This is a genomic window from Mycobacterium sp. (genome assembly GCF_039583805.1).
Lineage (GTDB): Bacteria > Actinomycetota > Actinomycetes > Mycobacteriales > Mycobacteriaceae > Mycobacterium.
This window is the reverse complement of the sequence record NZ_JAVKSH010000174.1, coordinates 1-4173: the sequence shown is the minus strand read 5'-3', so window position 1 is coordinate 4173 and position 4173 is coordinate 1. Positions and strand designations below refer to the sequence as shown.

Annotated in this window: 4 protein-coding genes and 2 pseudogenes; all 6 read left to right on the top strand. The window is 70.3% G+C overall.

The window, feature by feature from the left end; all coding sequences use genetic code 11:
- Nucleotides 1-80: 80 nt before the first annotated feature.
- A complete protein-coding gene (locus tag ABDW21_RS16495; protein ID WP_343710757.1) occupies nt 81-380 on the top strand; it encodes a PE family protein in 300 nt (99 codons plus the stop codon).
- A gap of 10 nt (nt 381-390) precedes the next feature.
- Nucleotides 391-1632 carry a PPE family protein gene (locus ABDW21_RS16490; protein WP_343603226.1) on the top strand — a complete coding sequence of 414 codons (1242 nt, stop codon included), beginning with the start codon at nt 391-393 and terminating at the stop codon, nt 1630-1632.
- A 249-nt stretch (nt 1633-1881) separates the two neighbouring features.
- Nucleotides 1882-2178 (top strand): annotated as a pseudogene (locus ABDW21_RS16485) (PE family protein); the annotation flags it as partial.
- 288 nt (nt 2179-2466) lie between these two features.
- A complete protein-coding gene (locus tag ABDW21_RS16480; protein WP_343603228.1) occupies nt 2467-2733 on the top strand; it encodes a PE/PPE C-terminal domain-containing protein in 267 nt (88 codons plus the stop codon).
- Nucleotides 2734-2781: 48 nt separating this feature from the next.
- Nucleotides 2782-3969, top strand: coding sequence for a PPE family protein (locus tag ABDW21_RS16475; RefSeq protein ID WP_343603225.1), 1188 nt, complete (start codon nt 2782-2784; stop codon nt 3967-3969).
- 121 nt (nt 3970-4090) lie between these two features.
- Nucleotides 4091-4173: pseudogene (locus ABDW21_RS16470) on the top strand (WXG100 family type VII secretion target); the annotation flags it as partial.

Here is a 4173-nt window from a genome sequence, read left to right as displayed (position 1 = left end):
GCTATGAGTCCAGTTGAACCAAGCCACAGCTGCGGCCGAACCGCGTTGCGCAGCCGGCTCTTTCCCATGAGGAGATGCCCATGTCTTTCGTGACCACACAGCCCGAGGCGTTGACGGCCGCGGCCGCCAGTCTGCAGGGGATCGGCTCGGCGATGTCCGCCCAGAACGCCGCCGCGGCCGCGCCGACCACCGGCGTGGTCCCGGCTGCCGCCGACGAGGTCTCGGCGCTCACGGCGGTCCAGTTCGCCTCGCACGCCGCTGTCTACCAGGAGTTCAGCACCCAGGCCGCGGCGATCCACGAGATGTTGGTCAGCACGCTGGCCACATGTGGTGCCTCCTACGCGGCCACCGAGGCCGCCAACACGATCGCGGCCGGTTAGGAGAAGGGTCATGCTCGATTACGGAATGCTTCCGCCGGAAGTCAACTCCGCCCGCATGTATTCCGGCGCGGGGGCCGGGCCGATAATGGCGGCGGCATCCGCGTGGAACGGTTTGGCCACTGAATTAAGTTCAGTAGCAAGTGATTACGAGTCAGTCATCGGAAGGCTGAGCAGCGAAGAGTGGACGGGTCCGGCGTCAGCGGCGATGGTGGCCGCGATCCACCGCTTCATCACCTGGATGAGCACGGCGGCGGCGCAGGCGCAGCTGACGGCCCGCCAGGCCCAGGCGGCAGCCGCAGCCTACGAGACAGCATTCGCGATGACGGTGCCCCCGCAAGCGGTCGCCGCCAACCGCACACAGTTGGCAACCCTGGTGGCCACCAACGTGCTCGGACAGAACACCCCGGAGATCATGGCCACCGAGGCCCACTACGGGGAGATGTGGGCTCAGGATGCGGCGGTGATGTACGGCTATGCGGCTAACTCGGCGAGCGCGTCGCAGCTGACGCCGTTTAGCTCCCCGACGCAGGTCACCAACCAGGCCGGCGTCGCCGGCCAAGCGGCCGCGGTCACCCAGGCCGCGGGCACCGCCGCAGGCAACAGCGCGCAGGTGGCACAACTGATGTCGAGCGTGCCGTCCGCACTGCAAAGCCTGGCCGCCCCGCTGCAGTCGGCGACGTCGACGTCGGGACTGAGCGGTGTCGCAACCGCGGCGAGCGCCGCAGCCTCGTCCGTCGACTACCCGTCGGTAATCTTGAACGGGGTGTCCTCCGGCGCCGCGACGGCCACGATGTATATCCCGTCCACGTTGATTCCGAACTTGATCGGTTACTTCGCCGGCGCGGGCGGCAACGCCGCCAACGGTATCGCCGGACCGTTCGGCGGGCTAGGGGCGTTGTTGGCTCCCGGTGGTCCGCTGAGCAGTCTCGGAGCGTTGGGTGGTGGCACAGCTGCGAGCACCTCGGCGGCGCTGAGCGGGACCACGTCGGCGGTCTCCGCGGAGCTGGGTCACGCGGGCACCGTGGGGGCCATGTCGGTACCCGCGAGCTGGTCGGCGGCCACCCCCGCGGGCACAGGTTCGGCGACGCTGGCGGGCACCGGCTGGGCCGCCGCCCCGGAAAGCCACACGCTTGCGGCGATGCCCGGCGGCATGCCCACCGGGGGTATAGGCAACCGCGGGGGCTTTGGTTTCGGTGCGCCGCGGTACGGGTTCAAGCCCACCGTGATCGCCCGCCCCGTCATGGCTGGCTAGCAGGCACGGGTCATCACGTCCGAGGTGTGATGCCGGGCCGTCATCCCCGGTCCGTGACTCGGCCTGCGTCCGGCTGACGCTCAGGCTTTGGGTCACGGATCGGTAGCAATGCGTTAAAAGTTCGAGCGCCGACGTCAAGAAATCATCAACAAAACCTCACAGCCGCGCTTTTCTAACGGAGCGTGGTGTCACTACGCAGTGGCCGACCGACAGTCGGCTCGGTTCCGTGAGGATCCTTGAGGAGACGTGATGTCGTTCGTGACCACGCAGCCCGAAGCGCTCATGGCGGCCGCGGGCAAGCTGCAGGGCATCGGCTCGGCGATGGCGGCGCAGAACGCGGCGGCCGCGACCCCGACCACCGGTGTCGTCCCCGCGGCCGCCGACGAGGTGTCCACGCTGCAGGCGACCCTGTTCGCCGCCTACGGCAACCTGTACCGACAGGTCAGCGCCCAGGCCACGGCGATTCACGACATGTTCGTGCACACTCTGGGCATCAGCGCCGGCTCCTACGGGGCCACCGAAGCCGCCAACTCGACCGCCACGGGTTCGTCGGCGTCTGGGCTCGGCGGGCTGATCAATTTGCTCAACGGGTCTGCATCCGGACCGTACGCGCTGGCGCCGGCCGCGCTGAGCAACAGCGGCATCCTCGGTGTCTTGCAGTTGGGCGATTTCGGTTCTGCGGCCTCGGACCTGCTGCAGCTGGGAAGCTCCGGCTTTTTGGCTCCGGGAGCGCTCACTGGAGTCGCGACCACGGCGTCGGGCGGTGTGGGTGCGGGAACTCTGGCGGCAGCTTCGGCTCCGCCGGCCGCCGCCAGCGCCGTCGGTGCGGCCCCGATGCTGGCCAGTGTCGGTCAGGCGTCCTCGGTCGGCGGGTTGTCGGTGCCGCCCGGTTGGGCTGCGCCGGCCGCCGCGGCGTCGGGCGCTGTCCCGACGACGTTGACGGGTGCGGGCTGGACCGCCGCCGCCCCGCACACCGCGCCGGTGGCCACCATGCCGGCGGCGATGCCGTCGGTGGCTTCGGCCGGGCGCGGCGGGTTCGGCTTGGGCGCGCCGCGTTACGGCGTCAAGCCCACCGTGATGCCCAAACCCGCGGTCTTGTAGCGGCCCCTGTAGCGCCGGGCCGCAGACGTACAGAGAGAGAGCAGCGACATGGATTTCGGAGCGTTACCCCCGGAGATCAACTCCGCGCGCATGTACACCGGCCCCGGCGACAGTCCGATGATGGCCGCCGCGGCGGCGTGGAACAGCTTGGGTGCCGACCTGACGGCCACGGCGACCGCCTACCAGACGGTGATCGCGGAATTGACCGGTGAGGCGTGGCGGGGTCCGGCGTCGACGGCGATGGCCACCGCGGCCGCCCCCTATGTGGCCTGGATGCACGCCACCGCGGCGGCCGCTGAGCACGCCGCTGCGCAGGCCATGGCCTCGGCGGCCGCCTTCTCGACGGCGTTCGCGATGACTGTTCCCCCGCCGGTGATCGCCGCCAACCGGGCCCAACTTGCGGCACTGGTCGCGACCAACGTCCTCGGGCAGAACACGCCGGCGATCGCGGCCACCGAGGCCCAGTACGCCGAGATGTGGGCCCAGGACGCCGCGGCGATGTACGGGTACGCGGCCTCCTCGGCGAGTGCCGGGGTATTGCAGCCGCTGAGCTCGCCAACCCCCGACACCAACCCGGCCGGACCGGCGCACCAGGCCGCCGCCGTCTCGAAGGCCCGCGCCCAATCGGGGCTGTCGCAGCTGGTCTCCAGCCTGCCCACGACCGTGCAGGGGCTGGCGTCGCCGCTGGCAGGGTCGGCCGGATCGTCTTCGTCGGGGCTCTCGGGGTTCGTGACCGATTTCATCAATTCGACCGAGAACATAGGCATCTGGAACTCAGCGCAGACCTACCTCGGTCAGCTGGGAAACATCGGGGCGTGGAACATGTTCGCCGGTATTTCGTCCGGCGTCGGGCTGGCGAACGCCCACGGTTTGGGCATCGGCGGGCTCGGCGGCGCGGCGGGAGCGGCCGCCGCGAGCACCGTAGCCCCGACCGCCCCCGCCGCCGTGACCACAGCCTCCGGCGGCGCGCCGGTGTTGACGGGCCTGGGCCGGGCGACCTCGGTCGGCGGGCTGTCGGTGCCGGCGAGCTGGTCGGCGGCCACCTCGGCGGGCACCGGCTCTGCGACGTTGGCGGGCACCGGCTGGGCGGCCGCCCCCGAGGACGGCGCTGCGGTGGCCACCGTCCCCGCCGGCATGCCATCGGTCGCTTCGGCCGGGCGCGGCGGCTTCGGTTTCGGGGCGCCGCGCTACGGGTTCAAGCCCACCGTGATGGCCCGCCCGGTCGTCGCCGGCTAGCAGATCACCAGCAGATCAGAGGAAACATGTCACCCGTTTGAGACCATCCGTTCGTCGCAAGGCCGTACTCTTGACCAACAACGGCCACCAGCACCCACGACCAGCCACGAAGGAACTCACCATGCCCAACCGTTTTATGACCGACCCGCACGCCATGCGCGACATGGCGGGCCGGTTCGACATGCACGCCCAGACCGTCGAAGA

Coding starts and splice junctions, on each gene's coding strand:
- ABDW21_RS16495 (WP_343710757.1), top strand. CDS start 81: ATGTCTTTCGTGACCACACAGCCCGAGGCGTTGACGGCCGCGGCCGCC.
- ABDW21_RS16490 (WP_343603226.1), top strand. CDS start 391: ATGCTCGATTACGGAATGCTTCCGCCGGAAGTCAACTCCGCCCGCATG.
- ABDW21_RS16480 (WP_343603228.1), top strand. CDS start 2,467: ATGCTGGCCAGTGTCGGTCAGGCGTCCTCGGTCGGCGGGTTGTCGGTG.
- ABDW21_RS16475 (WP_343603225.1), top strand. CDS start 2,782: ATGGATTTCGGAGCGTTACCCCCGGAGATCAACTCCGCGCGCATGTAC.